21 protein-coding genes are annotated in these 20282 nt (G+C 72.3%); 8 read left to right on the top strand and 13 right to left on the bottom strand.

What is annotated here, in order from left to right; genetic code table 11:
- Window positions 1-126 precede the first annotated feature (126 nt).
- The 10 genes from fliG to ACJTNH_RS12520 all read right to left on the bottom strand — a co-directional run bounded on the left by fliG (window position 127) and on the right by ACJTNH_RS12520 (window position 8434).
- Complete coding sequence (fliG, locus tag ACJTNH_RS12565; RefSeq protein WP_458176126.1) at window positions 127-1203, bottom strand: flagellar motor switch protein FliG; 1077 nt, start codon at window positions 1201-1203, stop codon at window positions 127-129.
- Window positions 1204-1363: 160 nt separating this feature from the next.
- On the bottom strand, window positions 1364-2917 hold the full coding sequence (gene fliF, locus ACJTNH_RS12560; RefSeq protein WP_458176124.1) for a flagellar basal-body MS-ring/collar protein FliF: 1554 nt from the start codon (window positions 2915-2917) through the stop codon (window positions 1364-1366).
- Complete coding sequence (gene fliE, locus ACJTNH_RS12555) at window positions 2917-3243, bottom strand: flagellar hook-basal body complex protein FliE (protein WP_458176122.1); 327 nt, start codon at window positions 3241-3243, stop codon at window positions 2917-2919. Before fliE ends, fliF begins: the two co-directional genes overlap by 1 nt.
- Before the next feature lie 2 nt (window positions 3244-3245).
- A complete protein-coding gene (locus tag ACJTNH_RS12550; protein ID WP_458176120.1) occupies window positions 3246-3650 on the bottom strand; it encodes a flagellar basal body rod protein FlgC in 405 nt (134 codons plus the stop codon).
- Window positions 3650-3979 carry a flagellar basal body rod protein FlgB gene (gene flgB / locus ACJTNH_RS12545; protein ID WP_458176118.1) on the bottom strand — a complete coding sequence of 110 codons (330 nt, stop codon included), beginning with the start codon at window positions 3977-3979 and terminating at the stop codon, window positions 3650-3652. The genes ACJTNH_RS12550 and flgB overlap by 1 nt, the downstream gene beginning before the upstream one ends.
- Window positions 3980-4263: 284 nt before the next feature.
- Entirely contained in the window at window positions 4264-4650 is a 387-nt protein-coding gene (locus ACJTNH_RS12540) for a hypothetical protein (protein WP_222192272.1), read from the bottom strand.
- Window positions 4647-5033 (bottom strand): flagellar export chaperone FliS, encoded by a 387-nt coding sequence (gene fliS / locus ACJTNH_RS12535; RefSeq protein ID WP_458176116.1) that lies wholly within the window; start codon window positions 5031-5033, stop codon window positions 4647-4649. The genes ACJTNH_RS12540 and fliS overlap by 4 nt, the downstream gene beginning before the upstream one ends.
- Before the next feature lie 28 nt (window positions 5034-5061).
- A complete protein-coding gene (gene fliD / locus ACJTNH_RS12530) occupies window positions 5062-6474 on the bottom strand; it encodes a flagellar filament capping protein FliD (protein WP_458176114.1) in 1413 nt (470 codons plus the stop codon).
- Window positions 6475-6584: 110 nt separating this feature from the next.
- Entirely contained in the window at window positions 6585-7403 is an 819-nt protein-coding gene (locus tag ACJTNH_RS12525) for a flagellin N-terminal helical domain-containing protein (RefSeq protein ID WP_458176112.1), read from the bottom strand.
- A gap of 128 nt (window positions 7404-7531) precedes the next feature.
- Window positions 7532-8434, bottom strand: coding sequence for a sigma-70 family RNA polymerase sigma factor (locus ACJTNH_RS12520; protein WP_458176110.1), 903 nt, complete (start codon window positions 8432-8434; stop codon window positions 7532-7534).
- A 205-nt stretch (window positions 8435-8639) separates the two neighbouring features.
- Between ACJTNH_RS12520 and ACJTNH_RS12515 the strand changes: the two genes are divergently transcribed.
- The 8 genes from ACJTNH_RS12515 to ACJTNH_RS12480 all read left to right on the top strand — a co-directional run bounded on the left by ACJTNH_RS12515 (window position 8640) and on the right by ACJTNH_RS12480 (window position 15120).
- A complete protein-coding gene (locus tag ACJTNH_RS12515) occupies window positions 8640-9131 on the top strand; it encodes a flagellar protein FlgN (protein ID WP_458176108.1) in 492 nt (163 codons plus the stop codon).
- Complete coding sequence (gene flgK, locus ACJTNH_RS12510) at window positions 9128-10546, top strand: flagellar hook-associated protein FlgK (RefSeq protein ID WP_458176106.1); 1419 nt, start codon at window positions 9128-9130, stop codon at window positions 10544-10546. The genes ACJTNH_RS12515 and flgK overlap by 4 nt, the downstream gene beginning before the upstream one ends.
- Window positions 10547-10550: 4 nt before the next feature.
- Window positions 10551-11462 carry a flagellar hook-associated protein FlgL gene (gene flgL, locus ACJTNH_RS12505; RefSeq protein WP_458176104.1) on the top strand — a complete coding sequence of 304 codons (912 nt, stop codon included), beginning with the start codon at window positions 10551-10553 and terminating at the stop codon, window positions 11460-11462.
- A 144-nt stretch (window positions 11463-11606) separates the two neighbouring features.
- A complete protein-coding gene (gene csrA, locus ACJTNH_RS12500) occupies window positions 11607-11858 on the top strand; it encodes a carbon storage regulator CsrA (protein ID WP_458176102.1) in 252 nt (83 codons plus the stop codon).
- Window positions 11859-11997: 139 nt separating this feature from the next.
- A complete protein-coding gene (locus ACJTNH_RS12495) occupies window positions 11998-12567 on the top strand; it encodes a hypothetical protein (RefSeq protein WP_458176100.1) in 570 nt (189 codons plus the stop codon).
- Between the two features lie 119 nt (window positions 12568-12686).
- Window positions 12687-13832 carry a flagellar biosynthesis protein FliA gene (locus tag ACJTNH_RS12490; protein WP_458176098.1) on the top strand — a complete coding sequence of 382 codons (1146 nt, stop codon included), beginning with the start codon at window positions 12687-12689 and terminating at the stop codon, window positions 13830-13832.
- Window positions 13833-14014: 182 nt separating this feature from the next.
- Window positions 14015-14362, top strand: a complete 348-nt coding sequence (locus ACJTNH_RS12485; protein WP_458176097.1) for a hypothetical protein — start codon at window positions 14015-14017, stop codon at window positions 14360-14362.
- Window positions 14359-15120: a hypothetical protein gene (locus tag ACJTNH_RS12480; protein WP_458176095.1), complete on the top strand. Its 762-nt coding sequence runs from the start codon at window positions 14359-14361 to the stop codon at window positions 15118-15120. The genes ACJTNH_RS12485 and ACJTNH_RS12480 overlap by 4 nt, the downstream gene beginning before the upstream one ends.
- A gap of 18 nt (window positions 15121-15138) precedes the next feature.
- Here the strand turns inward: ACJTNH_RS12480 and ACJTNH_RS12475 are convergent, their stop codons facing one another.
- The 3 genes from ACJTNH_RS12475 to ACJTNH_RS12465 form a co-directional block, all read right to left on the bottom strand.
- On the bottom strand, window positions 15139-16758 hold the full coding sequence (locus ACJTNH_RS12475; protein ID WP_458176093.1) for an NlpC/P60 family protein: 1620 nt from the start codon (window positions 16756-16758) through the stop codon (window positions 15139-15141).
- Window positions 16759-17362: 604 nt separating this feature from the next.
- Window positions 17363-18664: a citrate synthase gene (locus ACJTNH_RS12470; RefSeq protein ID WP_458176091.1), complete on the bottom strand. Its 1302-nt coding sequence runs from the start codon at window positions 18662-18664 to the stop codon at window positions 17363-17365.
- An 81-nt stretch (window positions 18665-18745) separates the two neighbouring features.
- Complete coding sequence (locus tag ACJTNH_RS12465) at window positions 18746-20140, bottom strand: class II fumarate hydratase (RefSeq protein WP_458176089.1); 1395 nt, start codon at window positions 20138-20140, stop codon at window positions 18746-18748.
- Between the last annotated feature and the right edge of the window lie 142 nt (window positions 20141-20282).

The raw sequence follows: 20282 nt of genomic DNA, 5'->3' as shown, positions 1-20282 counted from the left end.
ATCGCGTCGGCGGCCGAGGACCCCCGCAGCAGCAGCGTCTCCCGGGACCTCGGTGCAACGCTCGTGGTGGCCCCGTCCAGGGGCCCGCCCCGAGCCTGCGAGGGGCGGGGGGGACGGGGTCCTTCATCAGGCGACGAAGTCATCCTCACCGCCCCGCGAGATGGTCAGGGTGCCCTGCTCCTCGAGGGTGCGGATGACCGCGACCACCTTGGCCTGGGCCTCCTCGACCGTGCGGGTGCGCACCGGGCCGAGCAGCTCGATCTCCTCGAGCAGGTTCTCCCCGGCACGCTCGGAGAGGTTGCGGACCACCTTGTCCCGGACGTCCTGCTTGACGCCCTTGAGCGCGGTGGCCAGGTCGTTGGCCTCCACGTCGCGCAGCACCAGCTGCAGCGACCGGTCGTCGATGGTGACGATGTCCTCGAAGACGAACATCTGCGAGCGGATCCGCTCGGCGAGCTCGGGGTCGCTGTTCTCCAGCCACTCGAGGATGGAGCGCTCGGTGGGCCGGGAGGACCGGTTGATGATCTCGACCAGCGTCTCGACGCCGCCGACGGTCGCCATGTCCTGGTAGGCCAGCAGCGAGCCCATCCGGCGGCCGAGCTCCTCCTCGACCATCCGGACCATCTCCGGGGCGGTGCGGTCCATCATCGCGATCCGGTAGGCGACGTCGGCCTGCTGGTCCGGCGGGAAGCCCGACAGCACCTCGGCCGACTGCGAGGCCGGCAGGTGGGCCAGCACCAGGGCCACGACCTGCGGGTGCTCGTCCTTGAGGAACGTGACCAGCTGCCGGACGTCGCTGTTGCGCAGCGAGGCGAAGGGCAGCTCGGTGTAGACGACGTTGAGCCGGGAGAGGATGCCGTCGGCCTTCTCCTCGCCGAGGCCGGCGGCGAGCACCTCGCGGGCGAACTCGACACCGCCGGTGCCCACGAAACGGCGGGCCTGCATCAGGGAGTGGAACTCACCCAGCACGTCGTCGACGTCGGCGCCGTCCACGCGCTGGAGGCCCATCAGCTCACCGGTCAGCTTCTCGACCTCGGAGGGGCGCATCTGCGCGAGCACCGCGCCGGCCTCCTCCTTGGTCAGCTGGGCGAGGAACACCGCTGCCTTGCGCAGGCCGGGCAGCTCGGGACGGGAGGGGGCGGCGAGCTGACCACCGGTCCGGGCCGGCACCCCGGTGAGCTGTTCGATGCTGGCGATGCTCACTGCTGTCGTTCCCCCCTCGTCTCGGACACCGGCGGCGTCCACGTACTCCATCGGCAGTCCGGGGCCCCACCCGGCAGGGCGTCGGCCCTGCCGGGTGGGGCCCCGGACGTCGTGCTGCTCACTCGGTCGTGCTCACCGGCCGGCGTCCACCGGCCGTCGCTCACTTGGCGTCGGCGAACCAGCCGCGGAGCATGGTGGCGACCTCGTCGGGCCGGTCGCTGACCATCTCGGAGATCTCGCCGCGCACCCGCTCGCGCTGGGCCGCGGCCAGCTGGGCGGCCCGGTCGTCGAGCTCGGGGTCGCGGACGCTCTCGACCTGGATGCGCTCGTACTCCGGCTCCTCCTCCTCGAGCTCCTCGTACTCCTCGCGGTTGCGCCGGGAGCGCAGCCAGACGATGAGCACCAGCAGGGCGATGCCGAGCGCGATGCCGCCGGTCTTGATCATCGACCACATCTGGGCGGTCTTCTCCGCCTTCCGCGCGGCGGCGAGGTCGGCGGCGGCCTGCTCGGCGGCGGTGGTGTCGAAGGCCATGGCGGCGACCGTGATGGCGTCGCCCCGGGCGACGTCCAGCCCGACCGCGTTGCCGACCAGGTCCTGGATGGTGGCCTGGTCCAGGGCGCCGGCGGTGGCGTCGTCCATGACCACGGAGACGGTCAGCCGCTCGACCGCGCCGGGGGCGCCGGCGATGGTCTCCACCGTCTTGTCGACCGCGTTGTTCGAGGTGGTCGACTCCTTGTCGTAGGTCGAGTCACCGCCGCCCGCGGCCACGTCCTCGGCGCCCAGCACGCCGCCGACGGCGGTCCCGGTGCCGGTGTAGCTCTCGGTGGTGGTGGTCTCCGACAGCGCCGGGGTGCCCTCGTTGTACTGGTAGCTCTCGGTGGTGGTGTCGCGCTGGGAGAAGTCCAGGTCGGCGCGGACGGAGACCACGGCGTTGCCGGGGCCGGCCACTCGGTCGAGGATCTGCTGGGCGTTGGCCGCGAGCCGCCCCTCGTAGGCCTGCTCCTGCTCCGACTGCGCGTCGCCGGCGGCACCGGTGGCGCCCGCGCCGGCGGCGGACAGCACCGCACCGGTGGAGTCGGCCACGGTCACCGAGTCCGGCGACATCCCCTCGATGCTCGAGGAGACCAGGTGGGTGACGGCCTGGATCTGCTCGCCGGCCAGCTTCGTGCCCGGTGCCAGGTCCAGCAGCACCGAGGCGGTCGGCTCGGCCTGGTCGGTGGCGAAGACGTCCTCCTTGGGCAGCGCGACGTGCACCACCGCCGAGCGGACGCCGTCCAGGGCCTTGAGGGTGTTGGAGAGCTCGCCCTCCAGGGCCCGCTGGTAGGACACCTGCTGCTGGAACTCGCTGGTGGTGATGCCCTGCTCGTCGAGGAGGGAGTAGCCGGTCTCGTTGCCGGCCGGCAGCCCCTTGCCGCTCATCGCCAGACGCATGTCGTAGACCTTGTCCTGGGCGACCATGACGGTCTGGCCGCCGTCGGCCAGCTCGTAGGGCACGCCCTGGGCGTTCAGCTCCTCCACGATCGCCGAGGCGTCGGTGGAGGCGAGGTTGCTGAACAGCGGCGACAGGGTCGGCGCGGTGATCCACCGGGTGAAGAAGACCCCGCCCAGCAGCAGACCGGCCAGCAGCAGACCGATCACGATCTTCTGACCGAGGCTGATGGTGGCCAGGGTGGTCCGGATGCGCTCGAGCGGTCCGGCGAGAGCGGCGGGCATCAGATCTGCATCCTCATGATCTCGGTGAAGGCCGCCACCGCCGAGTTCTTCAGGGTCACCACGGTGTCAGTGGCCAACCGTGCCTCGGTGCTGGCGATCATGTAGTCGTGCGCGTCCTGCAGGTCGCCGGTGGCGGCCTGCAGGGCCAGGGTGTCGGCCGTGCCCTGCACCGCGTTGAGCGAGTCGATCGAGCCGGTGAGGACGGCGGCGAACCCGCCGTCGCCGGAGACCGACGCGGGGGCGGCGGCCGAGGCCGCCCCGGAGACGCCGGCGACGTCGGTGATGGAGGGCATGCCGAAGGAGATGCCGCTGATCGGCGAGGTCATGGTCAGCCCTTCCCGAGCTGCAGGGCCTGCTGGTAGGCCTCGGTGGCGCTGCGGATGGTGGCCAGGTTGGCCTGGTAGCCGCGCTGGGCCATGAGCAGCTGGGTCATCTGGTCCCCGAGGTCGATGTCGGGGTACCGGACGTAGCCCTCGTCGTCGGCGAGCGGGTTGCCCGGCTCGTAGACCATCCGGCCCTCGGCGCTGCCCAGCTCGGTGCCGGCGACGCGGACACCACCCTGGCCGGAGCCGTACTGCACGGCCTCGGCGACGACCATGCGCTCCTGGAAGGCGGCCTCGCCCGGGGCGTTGACCGTGTTGATGTTCGCCATGTTGTCGGCCACTGCGTCCATCCACTTGCGGTGGACGAACAGCGACGAGCCGCCGATGCGCAGCGTGTCGAAGACCGTCATCACTGCGTCCGCAGGGCCGAGCGCAGGAGGGCGTACTTGCCGTCCAGGGCGCTGATCGACAGCTGGTAGCGCAGGCCGGTCTCGGTGGCGATGACCGTCTCGGTGTCCAGGTTGACGTTGTTGCCGTCGGTGCGGGTCGGGTCCATCGAGCGGGTGACCGCGCGCTGGCCACCGGTGGCGACCTCACCGTTGGCGATCTCGCTCTGCAGGGTCGACTCGAAGTCGACCCGGCCGGCCAGGAAGCCCGGCGTCTGGACGTTGGCGATGTTGTCGGCGGTCACCCGCTGGCGCTGCTGCAGTCCGGTGAGGGACGCGTGCAGGGCCGTCATGGTCGAGTCGGTGATCACCGGACGCTCAGCAGGGAGCGACGGAGCACGAGGTACCTCCGGGTACGGCGGGACGCGCTCACAGGGGGTGCCTGCGAGCGAGGGGGGCCGCCGATCCGTGGCGAGAGTGGTGCATTCCGTGCAGCTCAGTCATCGGCAGCTGCCGGGCCGACCATGACCACATGCACCTGATCGAGCACGTCCAGTCACAGAACGCACACGCCCCTCGGGGCCGAAGTCGCGTCTTCGGCCCCGAGGGGCGGGGGAGTGCAGAGAGGCTGGTGGGGCTAGAGGGCGCGGTCGATGAAGGAGGCGACCGGGCGGGTGGGGGCGTAGGACATCCGGGCGGCCAGGTCGCGCTGCTTCTGCGACTGGGTGATCCGCTCGACCAGCGCCTCGGCGACCGCGAGCTGGTGCTGCAGCAGCCGGGCGGCGCGCTCGCGCAGGTCGTCGGGGAGGGGCCCGAGGTTGCTCGGCGGGATCCAGTCGGTGGACCGGCGACCCCAGGCCGCGATCTCGTCCGCCCGCCCGCGGGCCAGGGTCTCCTCGGCCTCGTGCACGTCGCCCTCCAGGGCGTCGAGCACGACCGGCCAGGAGCGCGCCTCGCCCAGCGAGCCGGGGACGTCCCCGACCCGGTTGCGGCCGGGGCTGCCCGAGGCCGGACCGCCGGTCATGCCGGGGCCGAGACGAGGGAGGCCGCAGCCTCCCGCCACGCGTCGCGCAGCGGCTCGACGATCTTGCGGCAATCGGCGACGACGCGGACGTTCTGCTTCACGTTGGCGCGCACGAGCTCGCTGTGCAGCCAGCCGTAGAGGGCGGCCAGCCGCGGGCCGCCCTCCCATGAGTCCACCCGAAGGCTGGACTGCAGTTCCAGCACGATCTCCTGGGCGTGCTGCAGCTGCTCGTTGGCCTGGCTGCGGTCGCCCTCGGTCAGGGCCGTCTCCGCGCGCTCGAGGTCCAGGGCGAGACGGTCGTAGAGCATCACGAGCAGGCGCTGGGGGGAGGCGGTGGTGACCGCGTCGCCGAGGTAGCGGTTCCGCAGGGCTGCGGCACTCATCGAGGGTTCCTCCGGGGGAGCGGGTGGGTCAGGAGCGTGCGGACGAGGACCACGTGGGCAGCGAGGAGAGCTGCGAGGAGAGCCAGGACGACTGGCTCTGCAGGGTGCCCAGGGCGGTCTCCATCGCGCTGAACTGGGCCGAGAGGGTGGCCCGGCGCAGCTCGAGCCGCCGGTCCCAGTCCTCGATCTGGCCGGTCAGGCTGGCGCCCTCCTCGTCCTCGCCCTTGGCCCGCAACACCAGGATGCCGGTCGTGGTGTCAGTGGCGCGCTTCGCCAGGGCCACCAGCTTCTGGGCCACTCCCTGAACAGCGGCCGTGTCGTCGCTGTCACCGGCGACCTGGTTGGGCCCGCTGGTGGCGTCGGCGCCGTTGACCAGGCGCTGCACCAGGGCAGGGTCGGTGGCGAGCTTGGCGGTGAACACCTCGGCGTCGAAGGTGAACTGGCCGTCCCGGGTCAGCTTCAGGCCGACGGTGGAGGCGGAGGCGGTGCCGCCGATGGCGCTGGAGATCGTGTCCAGCACCGCAGTGGTGAGCGAGCGCAGCGTGCTGTCGCCCTTGAGGACGGCGCCGCTGCCGGCGCTGCTGTTCGAGTAGCCGGCCATGGTGGTGAGCACGGCGTTGGCGGCGGCGACCATCGTCGTGACCGCGCCGGCGATGGCAGTGGGGTCGCTGTCCACCGTCACGGTGGTGCTGGCGGCCGGGTCGGCCTTGGCCACGGTGATGGTGACGCCGGGGACGAGGTCGGTGAAGGTGTTGGTCGCCGAGCTGGCGATGATGCCCTCGCCCAGCTTGAGGGTGGCGTTCTTCCCCTGGGCGGCGACCTCGAAGCCGGTGTCCGTGGCCCCGTCGGTTCGCGGCGTGCTCGTCACGTCGAACTCGCCGTCGGCGCCGGGGATCGAGGAGGTCAGCTGCAGCCGGAAGCGGTCGGGGGCCAACTGCACGACGGTGGCCCTGACGCCCACACCGGCAGAGTTGATCGCGGCGGCGGCGTCTGTGATGGTGCCGCCGTCGGGCAGGGCGACCGTGGCGCTCTTGCCCAAGCCGTCGGTGATGGTGATCGGCCAGCCGGGGCCCTTGTCGGCTGCGGACGCGGTCTTGGAGGTCCACTCGGCCTGGCTCAGCACGCTGTGGCTGGCGGCCAGGGAGGTGACGGAGAAGGTGACGCTGCCGCCGCCGGTGGCGCCGGTCGTGGCGGTGGCCACCACGTCGGGGTTGGTGCTGGAGGCCTTGGCCGCAGCCCAGGTGGCGGTCTTGGTCAGTGCCTCGGCGGCGCTGCGCAGCGCGTCGAACTTCGTGTTGACGGCGCGGTAGGCGGCGGCGTCGGTCTTGGTCTCGAGCAGCTTGTTCTTCAGCAGCGTCTGCGGGTTCGCCTCGACCTGCATCAGCTGGGTGATCATCGTGTCGTAGTCGATGCCCGAGATCAGACCCGTGCTCACGCTCATGCCCGCCATGTCGGTCTCCTGCGGTCTCGGTGCGGGGGTTATGACGCAGTGAGGGGGGAGGCCGCGGGGCCTCCCCCCTCACCGGGTGGTGCTCAGGTGGTGCGGTGCGATCAGCCCAGCAGCTTCAGGATGCCCTGCGACGACTGGTTGGCCTGGGCCAGCATGGCGGTGCCGGCCTGGCTCAGGATCTGGGTCCGGGAGAAGTTGGTCATCTCCTGGGCCATGTCGGTGTCGCGGATCCGGCTCTCGGACGCCGACAGGTTCTCAACGGTGGCGTTGAGGTTGTTGATCTTGTGCTCGAGCCGGTTCTGGGTGGCACCCAGCCCGGCGCGAGCGTCGGAGACCGTGCCGATGGCGGTGTTGATCGCGGTGATGGCCGCGGTGGCGTCGGCGGCGGTGTTCAGGTTGCCGGTGGCACCCAGGGCCGTGGCGTCCATGGCGGCGATGCTGACCGAGAGGGTCTCGGTCGCGTTGGCACCCACCTGGAAGTTCTTGGCGGTGTAGGTGCCGTCGAGCAGCGCAGTGCCGTTGAACGTCGTCTTGGTGGCGATGTCGGTGAGCTCCAGCGCCAGTGCCTGGAACTCCTTGTCCGCCTTGGCCTTGTCGGTGTTGCTCAGGGCACCGTCGTTGGAGGCCTGCACCGCGAGGTCGCGCATGCGCTGCAGGATGGAGTGCGTCTCGGTCAGGGCGCCTTCTGCGGTCTGCACGACCGAGATGCCGTCCTGGGCGTTGCGGGCGGCGACCTTCAGGCCACCGATCTGCGAACGGAGCCCCTCCGAGATGGCCAGGCCGGCCGCGTCGTCGGCGGCGCGGTTGATCCGGAAGCCGGAGGAGAGCTTCTCCAGCGACTTGTTCATCTGACCATCGGTGACCGACAGGTTGCGGTACGAGTTCATCGCCGCGATGTTGGTGTTGACGCTGAGACCCATGGTGTTTCCTCCGTGAAGTGGGATTTCGTTGGTCCCGCTGCATCCGTGCTGCGGGGCGTTGCCTAACTGATAACGGCCCGATCGGGACTGTCCTTGAGCCGAATCCGGAAGTTTTTCTCCGGAGACCGTCAGGCCGACTGCGCAGTCGTGCTGCGGGCGGTGACCGTCCAGTCGCGCCGGGGTCGGGACCGGGGCGGGGAGAGCGGGAAGCCGGTGCCGGGCGCCGGCGACCGGCCGTCGACCTGTCGGGCGGTGACCCGGTCGACGTAGGCGCGCTGCTGGTTGCGGGCACGCACCCCGCCGTCGGCCGGGACGACAGTGCCGTCCCACACCTCGCTCATCGCTGCGTGCAGGAGGGTGAGTGCGCGGGCGCGCATCTGTGACACCCGGGACAGCGTCACGCCGAGGGAGTCGGCGATGTCGGTGAGCGACTCGTCGCCGAAGAAGTTGCGCTCGACGACCTCGTCGAGCCGGTCGGGCAGGGCGCGGATGGCCTCGTGCAGGTGTCGGGCCCGCTCGCCGCGGAGCAGGGCGCGCTCCGGGGAGTCGCCGGTGTCGGGCAAGTCCAGCGACCCGCCCTCGGTGCCCGTCTCGGCGTCGATGCTGACCATCACGGCGCGGTGGACGTCCAGGTGCAGCGAGTCCAGCTCGGAGCGCGCGACGCCGAGGCTCGCGGCCAGCTCCTCCTTCGTCGGGGGCCGGCCGAGGCTGATGGTGAGCGCGTCGGCCGCGGCGTCGGTGCGCCGGGCAGCTGCCCGCACCGAGCGGCTGGCCCAGTCGCCGGAGCGCAGCTCGTCCAGGACGGCGCCCTGCAGTCGGGGGAGCGCGTAGGTGGCGAAGGTGGCGCCGGCGGTCGGGTCGAACCGGCGGGCCACCTCGACCAGCGCCACGCTCGCGCAGGAGAGCAGGTCGTCGCGGCTCACGTGGCTGGGCAGAGAGATCCGGGAGGCCACCGCGTTCACCGCGAACTGGGCCAGTGGCAGATGGGTGGTCACCAGCGCGTCGACGTCGGGCTGTCGGCGCTCACTCACGACGGGGCGGGCTGCGGTCACACCTTTCTTCTCGGCTGACCGGAGCCCGCGTGGCACCGCCATCGGCAGGAATCTGTGCGTCCTTGAGCCATCTCGGCTTGACCGGGCCGGACGGCGTGCCGAAGGAAGATCGACAGTTCCCGCCGCCCTCGGCGGGACGAGGCCTGCACGACGGGCTGCACACGACGACGGAAAGGCGGCCGGCATGGACCACCAGCACCTGTCGACGTTGCTCTGGCGAGAGCAGGAACTGCTGGACCTCCTGCTGTTCAAGGCCGAGGAGAAGCAGTACCTGATCCTGACCGGCAAGAGCCGGTGGCTGGCCCGCATCGCGCACGAGATCGAGGTCGTGCTGGAGCAGCTACGCACGCTCGAGCTCGAGCGCGCCGCCGCCACCGAGCAGATCGCCGGCCGGCTCGGCCTGGAGGCCAACCCCTCGCTGCGCCAGCTCGCCGAGGCGGCGCCGGCGCCGTGGGACGACCTCTACACCAAGCACCACGAAGCCCTGTTGGTGCTCGTGACGGAACTCCGCGGTCTCTCCGACGCCAACAGGGAGCTCATCGAGAGCGGCCTGTCGGTCATCAACGACGCCCTCAGCTCCTCAGGCCCGGCCCCCACGGCCGCCGGCACCTACACCCAGGCGGGCCGGGCCTCCGGCAACGCCTACCGATCAGTCACCCTGGACGGCGCCCTGTGAGTACCTTCAGCGGTCTGAACACCGCCACCACCGCCCTGTGGGCCCAGCAGCGCGGGCTGGACGTGACCGGCCAGAACATCGCCAACGTCAACACCGCCGGTTACTCCCGTCAGCGCGCGGAGCTCCAGTCGGTGGGCGGCAACGCCGTCCCGGCGGTCTACGCGGTCAGCAACCAGGTGGGCCAGGGTGTCGACGCCGACAAGGTCATCCGCATCCGTGACGCCTTCCTCGAGGCGCGCGGGCAGGTCGAGAGCGCGTCCGCGGCGCGGATGACCGCGCAGGACGCCGCGCTCGGCCAGATCGAGCAGGCCTTTCGTGAGCCGGGCACCACCGGCATCGCGCAGAAGCTCACCGAGGTCTTCACGGCCTGGAACGACGTCGCCAACCACCCGACCGAGGACGGTGCCCGCGCCGCGGTGCTCAACAAGACGGCGACCCTCGTCGCCGAGGTGCGCACGACCAACGCCACGCTGGACACCCAGTGGGTCCAGACGCGCGAGAGCCTGGATGCCCTGGCCGAGGAGGTGAACGCCACCGCCAAGTCGATCGCCGAGCTCAACGTGGCCATCAAGCGGGGTGCGCAAGCTGGTCTGCCGGTCAACGAGCTGGCGGACAAGCGCGACGGTCTGGTGCTGGAACTCGCGGCGGCGATCGGCGCGACATCCACCCCGGGTGACTACGGGCAGGTGAACGTCGTGGTCGGCGGGTCGTCGCTGGTCACCGGCGGTTCTTCGCTCGGCGTGAAGGTGGTCGGCACCACCGACCCGCGCGCCGCCGCCGTGGGTGACCCGCGCTTCGTGGTCGACCCGGGTGGCACCACACTCGGTGTCGGGGGCACCGCCGGCGGGAAGCTGTCAGCGCTCACCCAGACCATCCCCAAGTACCAGGCGGCCCTGGACGGCGTGGCCCGGCAGTTGGCGGCCGAGCTGAACACCGCGCACACGGCCGGGTACGACAAGAACGGTGTACGAGGTGAGGCGCTGCTTGGCAGTGGGATGCCGCCGGTGGCGGTCGACCTGACCGCCGTCACGGCCGCGAATCTCACGCTGCGGATCACCGACACCGCCCAGCTGGCGGCGTCGTCGATCGGACCCGGGCCGAACTCGGACGGCGGCAACGCCTCGGCCCTGAGCAAGCTGAAGGAGCGGGCCGACGGCACCGCGGTCACGTACCGCAAGCTGATCGTCTCTCTCGGCGTGGAAGCTTCGGTGGCGACGAGCAACCTGCAGACCCAGACGGTCATCAAGAGCCAGGTCGACGCGTCCCGCGAGTCGGTCAGTGGCGTGAACCTCGACGAGGAGATGGCGAACATGCTCCAGTTCCAGCACGCCTACTCGGCGGCCGCCCGCATGATCACCACGATCGACGAGACGCTCGACGTGCTGATCAACCGCACCGGCCGAGTGGGGCTGTGACCTGATGCGGATCACCCAGCGCGCCGTCGTCGCCACCAGCCTCCAGGGGCTCAACCGCAACCTCGAGGCGATCGGCAAGCTGCAGGAGCAGCTGACCTCGGGCAGGACGATCAACAAGCCCTCCGACGACCCCACGGGCACGAACTCCGCCATGCAGACGCGGCAGCAGCTCGCGGGGGCGCAGCAGTACGCGCGCAACATCTCCGACGGGATGGGTGTCCTGGACGCCAGCGACTCAGCCCTGCAGAACATGGTCAAGCAGGTCCAGAAGGTCCGGGAGCTGACCGTTCAGGCGCTCAACGACGGCTCGATGTCGACTGCGGCGCGGGTCGCCGTGAAGACCGAGGTCGCCGGCATCCGGGAGAGCCTGCTCGGCGTGGCCAACAGCACGGTGAACGGTCAGCCGATCTTCGGCGGCGTCACCAGCGGTACGACGGCCTACGACGTGGCGACGGGTGCGTACACCGGTTTCGGCGGCACCTCGGTGCCGCCGGTGGCGATCGTGCCGGTCTCCCGGCAGGTCTCCGAGGCCGATGCCATCCGGATCGACATCACCGGTCCGGAGGCCTTCGGTGACCCGGCCACCGGCGACCTCTTCGCCCTCGTCGGCAAGATAGCGAACGACGTGGTGGCGAACCCCGCAGAGCTGACCGGCCACCTGGCCGACCTCGACGCGGCGCTGGACCGGATCCTGAAGGCGACCGCGGACATCGGCACGCGGACCGCACGGATGGAGACGGCCAAGCAGGTCAACTCCGACCTACAGCTCAGCCTGACCAGCCGGTCGGCCGACATCGAGAACGTCGACCTGGCGAAGACCATCATGACCCTGGAGATGCAGAAGACCGGTTACCAGGCGGCCCTGTCCGCCACTGCGAAGGCGATCCAGCCCACGCTGTTGGACTTCCTGCGCTGATGATCAGGCAGGACGCCCGGTTCCGGGCGGCACCTGCCGAGAAGTACGAGCAGGGACGCGCACACCCGGGTGTGCGCGCCCCGGCCCCGCCGGACGGCGGGGTGATGCCACGGACGGCCCACACGAACCCATGGAGGGGTACCAGTGCTCACACTCACCCGCAGCGTCGGCGAGAGCATCCGGATCGGGGAGGACATCGAGGTCTACGTCGTCGAGGTGCGTGGCGGCACCGTGCGGCTGGGCTTCAAGGCCCCCCGTGAGGTGACCATCCACCGCGAAGAGGTCTACAAGCAGATCGCCGAGGCGCGCAGCCTCGCTGCCGAGGTGGCAGCTGACGCACTGGGTGCTTTGGCAGCATTCGCGCCAGCGTCGGATGCTTCACCTAGCAAGAAGTGACAGCAAGGTGGACGAATCGGGCAAATAGCCGCCGACCTCGTCCGCCACAGTAGTCACAGGGCGGCGAGTCTCGCCGTCGACCCGAACGATCCTGCGCAAGTCTCTCCCCACAGCAACACGGTTACAGGGGGAGACGAACATGGAACTCAGCGCACTCGCACCGGTGTCGACGGCGACCGTCGACCTGACCGACGACCTCGAGCTGTTCGAGGCCGCCGACGTCGCGGTCGACTCGCTCGACCAGGTCTCCGCCGAGCCGGCGTGGAGCGAGACCGTCGTCGTCCACGTGCAGCTGCGCCCGCGTCGTCCCGCCACCCGTCGCTGCCTGGCCGCGCTCGCCGCGCTGGCCGCCCGGCACCCCGAGGTGCCCTTCGCCCTGACCGGCCTCAGCGGCGACGACCGCGTCGTCCGGGTCACCGTCGGCGTCGAGCTCGGCCCGCGTGAGCTGATCGCCAAGTTCTCCGACGAGGCCCAGGCGGCCTACGCCTTCGTCGACGGGCTCTTCACCGACCTCTACGACTTCATGCCGGTCTACGTCGGCGAGCCCGGTGAGACCGAGCGCGCCGCCGCCGCCGGCGTGCTGCGGGCCGCCGACGCGCCGCGTCCGCGCACCCCCGCGCCGCGCTCGCCGATGCCGCGCATCCCCAGCCCGCGCGCGCCGATGGACACCGCGGCCGCGACCCGGCGCGCGGTCCCCGTCCCCGCCTGACGTAGGCCCCCGCCCCGCAGCCCTCGCACGCCCGGGCCGGGGCCCTGGACGCGGGCCGCGTCCGAAGCACCACTCCAGCCACCCCGCCCGCCCGCCTGCACTTCCCCTCAGGAGGACCGGTGTCCGAGAACATCCTCGCCGCCCAGCCCATCGCCGCCCAGCCGATCGCCCCCACGACCTCCCAGCCCGCGGAAGCCGGCGACGACCGCGCCCGTACCCGCGACCCGCTGGTGTTCGGCGGGCTCACCGAGGCCGAGGGCTGGGCGATCGCCCCGATCACCCCCCGCGACCGGGTGCACTTCCGCACCGACCGGGAGCTGTCGCTGGCCGACTTCCGCGCTGCGCTGCCGGCCTCGGTCACCGTCACCTACGACGAGGGCGACGGTCTCTACCGGGTGGACGGCGAGATCGGCACGGCCGAGGCCCTCGCCGGGCTGATCCGCGCCTGGTGCGCCGAGCACGGCTACGCCACGGTCGGGCTGCGGCCGGAGAACGGCGTCCGCCGCCGGGCACCGCGCGACCTGCCCCCGGCCTTCCTGGACGGCCTGTGCCGGCACTACTGCCGGGTCAGTCTCAAGCGCCTGCAGCGGAACATGAGCACCATCCGGCTGCACCTGCCCGACAACGACGACATCGACCAGCAGGTCGCCGAGTGGGTGCTCAAGGCGGTCAGCCAGTACGACGAGACCAAGTCGGTGCCCTTCGGCGCCTTCCTGGCCACCCAGTTGTCCAAGTGGGTGCACGACCTGGGCCGCAACGCCTACGGCCGCACCGCCGCCGACACCGAGAACAAGCAGCAGAAGGCGGTCGCCGCCTTCACCGCCGAGCACCAGCGCCGGCCGAGCGAGAAGGAGCTCGCGGAGTACATGGGCCAGAGCGTGGCCACCCTCCGCCGCAACTCCCAGACCGTCGCCACGCTGAACGGCCTGCGCAACCTCCAGTCCCTGGACGGCGGCACGGACACGGTGGAGTTCGTCGTCCCCGACAGCGCCGAGGTGCCCGACGAGATCATGGGCGAGGCGGAGCAGACCCTGCTCTCGCACGCGCTCACCGCCGCCTGCGCGCCCGACCCGACCGCCCGGCGCGACCAGCGGGCCGCCCAGCCGAACGTGCTGGGCTGGGCCACCTGGTACCTCACCACCTGGGGTGGCCAGACGAAGACGCAGCTGTCGGCCGACCTCGGCACCTCGGTGCGCAACATGAACGTGCACGCCGACCGCGCCGAGCAGGCGCTCAAGGCCCGCCTCGACGAGCTGGCCGGCTGACCCCGCCACAGCCGACAGCCGAGCCGGTACGACGCCGTGCCCCAGAGCTGGGAATGTGGTTGTCACATGGGTCCATCACGCCCTCAACCTGCCGATATCCAGTTCGTGACCGCCCCGGACCCCACTCGCCGCCCGTCCGGGCGCAGTGGCCGCCCGGGCACCCGCTGTCCGGCGGTGAGGGCATGAGCGTGCCGCCGGCGGAGGACCCGGCCACCGCGGTGCTCGTGCCGCACTGGCTGAGCAGCCCGGACCGGCTGGAGCTCGAGCGGGCCGTCCGCAGCGCTCTGGACTCCGGGCCGGTCCACCCGGTGGCCGCGATCCACCTGGGTGACGTGCTCACCGAGCTGCACGTGGCGGCCGCCCGCGAGGTGGTCTGGCCGGCGCCGGTGTCCCGCGTCCGGCAGGCCACCGGCTGGGGCGAGGACGTCGTCCCCGTCCGGCTGTCCGCGGTCGAGCTGGCCAGCGTCCTGTCCCTCCCCGGGCTGGCCACCGTCGCCCGGGACGCACTGACCGGAGGACGCAGCGCGTGACCGAGGCCCTCTTCGGCCCCCCGTCCGGGTTCCTGCAGCGGCTCAACCGCGCCGAGGTGCGGGTGCCCGACCTGCGCGAGGCTGCCGCACGGCTGGCGGAGGACCAGGTCGCTCCCGGACTGGAGATCGCCGTGCAGGGCGGTACCGGCCGCGGGCCGATGCTGGTGCTGGAGGAGGCCGGCCGGCGCACCCGGGTGCTGCTGGCCGAGCTGGCCGTGGAGATGACCCGGGCCCACGTGCCGGCGACCCCCGACGGGGTGGCCACCGCGCTCGCCGCCTGGCTGGCCCGCCGGCCGGTGCCCGACGGCATCGCCGCCACCGAGGGCGTCGCGGTGCTCGACTGGACCGACAGCACCCAGACGACGCTCGGCTGGCGGGTCGTGATCGCCCGGGACGCACTCGTCGTCCCCTGGCGCCCCTCGGGCACCGCCACCCTGCCGCTGGTGCACCAGACCCGCTCGGCCGCGCTCGGCCGGTCGGCGTGCCTGCCCGGGCAGCTGCAGGTGCGCGGCCCGGTGGCGCTGTGGACCTCCACCGAGCCGGCCGGCCTCGACACCGCCGTGCTCGCCCGCCCCGAGGAGCTGCTCGCGGAGATGGCCGCGGCCGGTCTCCCGCTCCGGGACGGGCACGTGGTGGTGACCCCGCGCCGGCCGGTCGCCTGCGCCGAGGCAGGGGTCGCCCGGCGGCTGGTGGCCGAGACCACCGACGCCTGGCTCAGCCTGCCGTGGCGCCGGTTGGCCGACCTGGGCTGGGCCTGACCGCGGGCGGCCGGGCCGTCAGGCCAGGCTGCCGTACTCCCAGTGCCACGGCTCCGGGTTCTGCCCGCCGGGCTGCGCCCAGTCCGGCTGCAGCCAGCCGTAGTAGCCGGCGTTGAGCTGCATCCACGCCGTCTGCGCGGTGCCGAAGACGTTGATCCCGCCGCAGAGGTCGACGGCCAGGCCCCAGCCGTGGTTGGAGGTGCCCGGGATCGCGGTGATCCCCGGCTTGCGGTGGTGCGCGTCGACCTGTGCCCCCAGCGAGCGGTAGGAGTCGGTGATGCACAGCGGGGTGCCGAACGCCGTGCGGTAGGCCGCCGACATCGCCGTGTACGCCGCCGCCGCGTCGCAGCGCAGCCGGTGACCGCCGCCGATGGTGCACAGCTGGTCGGCCGGGATCCGGCCGTTGGACCAGCCACCCCAGGCCCCGGACACCGTGCCCGGAGCCGGCGTCGGTGCGCTGCAGGTCGCCGGGAAGGCGCCGGAGACCGGCAGGGGGGCCGACGTCGCGGGTGGCACGGTCACCCGGACGGCGGTGCTCAGGTCGGCCAGCTCGCGGACGGCGACCTGTCGGCGGTCGGCCGAGGCGGACAGCACGCTGGTGCCGCCCAGGTAGATCCCGACGTCGTCCAGGCCGCTGCGCGGGTGGGTGCTGAAGACCAGGTCGCCGACCTGCAGCTGCCCGGCCGGCACCGGGGTGCCCTGTGCCCACTGGCCGGGGAGGTCCCCGGGCAGGCCGACACCGCCCTGGGTCCACGCGGCGGCGACGAGCCCGGCGCAGCCGTACCCGTCCGGCCCGGTCCGGTCGGCCAGGTAGGGCTTGCCGAGCTGGGCGAACGCGGCGCTGACCGCGGCGACCGTCTCGGCGGGGAGCACGGTCAGCGTCCGGCCGGCGGCGTAGGTGGTGGCCACCCCGGGCACCGGGTCGCCCGCGGCGTCGCGCAGCGCGGCCAGCCCGACGGGCAGGTCGTCGGGGTCGGCGAGGTCGGCGGCCGGCGGCGGGGTGATCCCGGCCAGCGCCAGCTGGGCCAGGTGGTCCTGCCACCCGGCGAGCGCGGCGGCGTTGGCGGCGTCCTGGCCGGCGGAGCTCAGGCTGGTGCCCGACGCGGCCCACTGGGCGCTGACCGCCGGGTCGAGGTCGGCGACCACGGCACGGATCTCGGTCAGCACGTCCTCGGCCCGGCGGTGTGCGTCGGCGGCGAGGGCGTCGGCTGCGTCGGCGGCGTCGATCTGCTCGGCCGCCCGCACGGCGGCCACGGCGGCGCGGGCCACCTCGGCGTCCCGGTCGGCGGTGAGCTGGTCGGCGAGGCCCTGCGCGTGCAGCACGTCGACGGTCGCCTCGGGGGCGTGCAGCGACAGCTGGGCCAGCGGCCAGCGCTCAGCGGGGTTGCGCTGGTAGGCGGTGGCCGCGTGCTCACCCACCCGGGCGCGCTCGGCGGTCGCGGCGGCGAGCGCGGTGGTGCCGGCCTCCCGCGCCTGGCGGGCCTGGGTCTCGAAGCCGGTCGCCTCGGTGAGGGCCGCACGGTAGCGGGCGGCGGCATCCGCGAGGACGGCCGACGTCTGCTGCGCCTGGCCGACGGCGCCGGCCGGCTGCGGCACCTGGCCGGCCTCGGTGGGCGGCTGGGCGAAGGAGGCGAGCACGGCGACCAGGGCGAGGGTCGCGCCCCCGACGACGGCGAGCCGGGACCACCAGAGCCGGGCAGCACCCGGGGTGCGGGTGCTCCGGGCGGCGGGACGGCGGCCGGCCGGCGGACGGCGGCGGGCGGGCGCACCACGCCGCGGGGCGGGGCGCTGTCCGGTGCGCGGAGCGCCGGTACGGGGAGCACCGGCCCGTGGTGCGCCGGTGCGCGCGGTCCCGGCGCGGGGAGCACCGGTACGCGGTGTCCCGGTGCGGGGGGCGCCGGTGCGGGCGGCCGGGGTCCGGGCCGTGCCGGTGCGGGGCTGAGCGGCCGGTCGTCGGGCCGGGGTCGGGGCGGTGGACCCGCTGCGCGGCCGCGGGGTCGCGGCCGGCGTGCGTGGTGCGGGCACCGTCGTCCCCCCTGCTGCGTCGGGTCGGCCCGGACGCCTGGTGGCGTCCGGTGTCCAGATCCCATCGACGCAGCCCCGGTGGGGGTGGAGCGCCCTCACCGCTTCGGGGGAGGCGGATCACCCCTTCGGGGGGGGGGGGGGAGAGAGAGAGAGAGAGAGAACGACGAGGCCCCGTCGTCCGCAGGGGACGACGGGGCCTCGGCTGGTGCGGGGTGGGTCAGCGGTCGCCGAGCTCCACGAAGGCGCGCTCGGTCTCGCCGGTGTAGACCTGGCGCGGGCGGCCGATCTTGGTGGCCGGGTCCTCGATCATCTCCCGCCACTGGGCGATCCACCCGGGCAGCCGGCCCAGGGCGAAGAGCACGGTGAACATCTTCACCGGGAAGCCCATCGCCCGGTAGATGAGCCCGGTGTAGAAGTCGACGTTCGGGTAGAGCTTGCGCTCGATGAAGTAGTCGTCGTTGAGCGCGATCTCCTCCAGCTGGCGGGCCAGGTCGAGCAGCTCGTTGTTGCCGCCGAGCTTGTTCAGCACGGTGTCGGCGGTCTGCTTGACCAGGGTCGCGCGCGGGTCGTAGTTCTTGTAGACCCGGTGGCCGAAGCCCATGAGCTTGACGCCGGGCTCCTTGTTCTTGACCCGGTCGACGAAGCGGTTGATGTCGCCGCCGTCGCGCTTGATGGCCTCGAGCATCTCCAGCACCGACTGGTTGGCCCCGCCGTGCAGCGGGCCGAACAGCGCGTTGATGCCGGCGGAGACCGAGGCGAACATGTTGGCGTGCGAGCTGCCCACCAGGCGCACCGTGGACGTCGAGCAGTTCTGCTCGTGGTCGGCGTGCAGCACGAAGAGCATGTCCAGCGCCTTGACCAGCTCCGGGTCGGCCTCGTAGGGCTCGGCCGGGAACCCGAAGGTCATCCGCAGGAAGTTCTCCACCAGGCCCAGGGAGTTGTCCGGGTACAGCATCGGCTGGCCGACCGACTTCTTGTAGGCGTAGGCCGCGATCGTCGGCAGCTTGGCCAACAGGCGCACGGTCGACAGTTCGACCTGCTGCTGGTTGAACGGGTCCAGCGAGTCCTGGTAGAAGGTCGACAGCGCGCTGACCGCCGAGGACAGCACCGGCATGGGGTGCGCGTCGCGCGGGAAGCCGGAGAAGAACTGCTTGAGGTCCTCGTGCAGCAGGGTGTGCCGGCGGATTCGCTGGTCGAAGGCCCCCAGCTCGTCGGCCGTGGGCAGCTCGCCGTAGATCAGCAGGTAGGAGACCTCGAGGAAGCTGGCCTTGCCGGCCAGCTGGTCGATCGGGTACCCGCGGTAGCGCAGGATGCCCTGGTCGCCGTCGATGTAGGTGATCGCCGAGGTGCAGGACGCCGTGTTCACGAACCCGATGTCCAGGGCCACCCGGCCGGTCGTGGCCAGCAGCTTGCTGGTGTCGATTCCCTCGGACCCCTCGGTCGCGGGGACGACCCGGAGCGGCAGTTCGCCGCCGGGCCAGCGCAGGGCTGTGTCTGGGGTGTTCGCTGTCTCGCTCATCAGCTCTGGACGCTACTCAGTTCTGGCCGGGATGCGACACGGCCCCGCCGCTGCGGGTGAGACGGGGCCGTGTCACCGTGCTCAGGGGTGGGTCATGGACAGCACGTCGAGCGCCTGGTCCAGCTGCTCCTCGGTGAGCTTCCCGGCCTCGACGTAGCCGCGCTCCACCACCACCTGGCGGATGGTCTTCTGCTCGGCCAGCGACTGCTTGGCGACCTTCGCGGCCTCCTCGTAGCCGATGTACTTGTTCAGCGGCGTGACGATGGAGGGCGAGGACTCGGCGTAGGTGCGGCACTGCTCCACGTTGGCGGTGATCCCGTCGACGCAGCGGTCGGCGAGCACCCGGCTGACGTTGGCCAGCAGCCGGATCGACTCCAGCACGTTGCGGGCCATCAGCGGCAGCGTCACGTTCAGCTCGAAGACGCCGGTGGTGCCGGCGTAGGTGACCGCCGCGTCGTTGCCGATCACCTGGGCGCCCACCTGGATGACCGCCTCGGGGATGACCGGGTTCACCTTGCCCGGCATGATCGAGCTGCCCGGCTGCAGGTCGGGGAGGGCGATCTCGCCCAGCCCGGTGCGCGGCCCCGACCCCATCCAGCGCAGGTCGTTGGCGATCTTGATCAGGCCGACGGCGATGGTCTTCAGCTGGCCGGAGCCCTCGACGAGGGCGTCGCGGGAGCTCTGCGCCTCGAAGTGGTCTCGCGCCTCGGACAGCGGCAGCCCCAGGTCGGCGGCGAGCGCCTCGATGATCGCGGCGGCGAAGCCGGGCGGCGTGTTGATCCCGGTGCCGACGGCGGTGCCGCCCAGCGGCAGCTCGCCGATGCGGGGGAGGGAGGCGTGCAGCCGCTCGATGCCGTAGCGCACGGCGGCGGCGTACCCGCCGAACTCCTGGCCGAGGGTGACCGGGGTGGCGTCCATCAGGTGGGTGCGGCCGCTCTTGACCACCTCGGCGTACTCGGTGGCCTTGCGCTCCAGCGAGGCGGCCAGGTGCTCCAGCGCCGGGACCAGGTCGCGCACGATGGCCCGGGTGGCGGCGACGTGGATCGCCGAGGGGAACACGTCGTTGGACGACTGCGAGGCGTTGACGTGGTCGTTGGGGTGCACCGGGGAGCCCAGCGCCTCGGTGGCGAGGGTGGCGATCACCTCGTTGGTGTTCATGTTGCTCGACGTCCCGGAGCCGGTCTGGAAGACGTCGATCGGGAAGTGCGCGTCCCACTTCCCGGCGGTCACCTCCGCGGCGGCGGCGACGATCGCGTCGGCGGTCGCCTGGGGCAGCACGCCGAGGGAGGCGTTGACGGTGGCGGCGGCGCCCTTGATCGACGCCAGTGCGGCGATCAGCTCGCGCTCGATCGGCGTGCCGGAGATGGGGAAGTTCTCGACGGCGCGCTGGGTCTGGGCCCGCCACTTCGCCCAGGACGGGACACGGACCTCCCCCATGGAGTCGTGCTCGACGCGGTAGTCCGTCTCGGTGGCCACGGTGCGCTCCCGGTGTGGTGTGGGTGGTGAGGGTGCTCCGGGAGCGACCCTAGACACCCCGTGGGACGACGCCCGTCAGGTGCTGGTGGCCCGGCGCCCCGCGGGGCGGCCACCGCGCCCCTACGCTCCGCCGGACCCGTGA

The sequence above is a fragment of the Modestobacter lacusdianchii genome, assembly GCF_054177765.1.
The sequence above is the reverse complement of the archived record's forward strand: the minus strand, read 5'-3'. Positions and strand labels throughout refer to the sequence as shown.